Raw genomic sequence first — 1,918 nt, 5'->3', positions numbered from 1 at the left:
AGACCGTTCCACACGATCTTACAAGAACTAGGCCGGTCGAGCCACGCCGGACGAGGAAGCACCAAAGAGGGACGCCCGCGCCCCATCGGAAGTACGATGCGCTTTGCTTTCAGATGCATGGCCTGCGCTGGCCACATCAGCGGGTAAAATCGTTTGTCCTTGTAGGGATAGCGTTTCCCTGCGTCCAGACTTGCGGTGTTCGCGAGCGGACTGTACCGCTGCGTCAAATGCTCGGAACACCTGCTGAACGCTTTGGGAGTGCAGGGCGAATTTGCCACCCTTAGTGGCTTCATGGAACTCGTTCTTCCCAGGCCAGGGTTGGTTTTTCCGCCGGGCTGCCAGATGCCTATCCCGGCACAGGTTCCAGACGCGGGCAGACTCCATCTGCCCATCGCGGATGATGGCCTGCAAACGCCTGGAAATCCCCTTGAGAGACAGGATGCGTACTCGTTTCATTTCAGCAAAGGTTATCCGCCGATACGTACAGGAGTGCCAAGGCAAATAGGCGCTTTCATCCCATCCCCTGAAGGGGATGAGTATTCCCGCGCCGCGGAGAAGTACTTCCTTGTACTTCTCCACGGCAATGGGATGCTCCTTTTCTAGCTCTTCCAGGGATCGATCACCGGCACAGACAGCGATCTGAAATCCTTGACGTTGCGGGTGACCACTGTCAAGCCATGGACGATAGCTGTGGCGGCAATCAACGCATCCCGATCCGGTTTGGGATCCGGGACGTGCAACCGAGCCGCGCAAACGGCAACTTCGGTGTCGATGGGCAGGATGCGGGAGACAAACAGAACCTTGACCTGATCTTCGAGCCACCGGCGCAAGGTCTCCCCTTGTCGTCCGTCTTTGCGCTCCATGAGCAACACGCCGTGTTCTAGTTCCAAGACCGTGATGACCGAGAGATAAAAATCGGTCACGGGCCTTCCGGTCGCCCACCGAACGACGTTTGCATCGGCCTGACCGGAAGGCGCCTTGCGGAGCTCCGAAACGACGTTGGTGTCCAGAAGGTACATCAGTCCTCCAGGTCGGCGCTTCTGTGGAAGTTCTCGGCGTGCCTTGGCGGCTCGAATTCGATTTTCTCTCCGGCCTCCGACATTCCCAATGCATCGAGCAGACTCATCTGTTGTCCGGCAAGCCGTTGATAGGCTTCCCAGGTCAGCAGGACGTGGGTAGGCCGCCCCCGCTCGGTGATGATGACAGGGCCTTGGGTGGCCGATTGTTTGGCTTTGGTCGGGTGATGGTTGAATTCTCGGCTGGATAGGGTGGGCATCGGTTTTTATCCCGTATCAGTAGGTAGTTATGTTACTACCAATCGATTGTCCACGCAGGAATTTTCGAGTTCCATACTGGGTTGGCACAGCAATTCTTGTGGCTTGACCAGATTTCGGCGCGGAAGCTACTGCCTTCAGGCATGGGGTGTGACGTGAAGTCGTGCAAGTGGTGCGACGTGAGGTCGCTCTAAGTGATTGTTTAGCAAGAGAAATCTTGACTAAACCTACCGTTCCTCCGGTAGTAGCCTAGGGATACAGGCGTAGCTGGCAACGGCTAGGTCTGAAGCCATCCTGACAATGTACCCCAAGCCGAAAGGCTGAAGCTGAATCCGTGAGGATAAGGCGGTTCTGCGAGCAACACGCGGTAGGGGGCTAGGCTTGGAAGTATGGTGAACGAAAGTGAATCGGTGATAAACCTCGTTACAGCTGAAGAGCCAAAGTTGCTGACCAGGCTCTAACCAAAAAGGTACGTGGGAGGATGCGACCCTCACTTATGGTCGCACGAGGACAACATACCCACCGGGAAAGAGCCGACACCTAACCTTCCATGTTACTTACGCGGAACACGGTAAGCCCGTATCTCCGCCCACAAGGGCAGGCAACCCGCAAGGGAAGCTGTTGGGGGTGCGGGTAGAGGAGGC

Annotated in this window: 3 protein-coding genes; all 3 read right to left on the bottom strand. The window is 56.6% G+C overall.

Features of this window, described 5'->3' with window-relative positions:
* Positions 1 to 27: 27 nt before the first annotated feature.
* Genes ACYQ3M_RS11540 through ACYQ3M_RS11530 form a run of 3 tightly spaced genes read right to left on the bottom strand, consistent with a single transcriptional unit; the run spans position 28 to position 1,276 of the window.
* Entirely contained in the window at positions 28 to 579 is a 552-nt protein-coding gene (locus ACYQ3M_RS11540) for a hypothetical protein (protein WP_460036230.1), read from the bottom strand.
* A gap of 20 nt (positions 580 to 599) precedes the next feature.
* Complete coding sequence (locus ACYQ3M_RS11535) at positions 600 to 1,019, bottom strand: type II toxin-antitoxin system VapC family toxin (protein ID WP_460036229.1); 420 nt, start codon at positions 1,017 to 1,019, stop codon at positions 600 to 602.
* The gene (locus tag ACYQ3M_RS11530) at positions 1,019 to 1,276 is read right to left on the bottom strand and encodes a type II toxin-antitoxin system Phd/YefM family antitoxin (RefSeq protein ID WP_460036228.1); all 258 of its coding nucleotides are present in this window, start codon (positions 1,274 to 1,276) and stop codon (positions 1,019 to 1,021) included. The genes ACYQ3M_RS11535 and ACYQ3M_RS11530 overlap by 1 nt, the downstream gene beginning before the upstream one ends.
* Between the last annotated feature and the right edge of the window lie 642 nt (positions 1,277 to 1,918).

It is taken from the genome of Methylothermus subterraneus, from assembly GCF_054656915.1.
The sequence above is the reverse complement of the archived record's forward strand: the minus strand, read 5'-3'. Positions and strand labels throughout refer to the sequence as shown.

What these genes read in the sequence shown, in the direction of transcription:
- ACYQ3M_RS11535 (WP_460036229.1), bottom strand. Translation starts at nt 1,019, where the DNA reads ATGTACCTTCTGGACACCAACGTCGTTTCGGAGCTCCGCAAGGCGCCT.
- ACYQ3M_RS11530 (WP_460036228.1), bottom strand. Translation starts at nt 1,276, where the DNA reads ATGCCCACCCTATCCAGCCGAGAATTCAACCATCACCCGACCAAAGCC.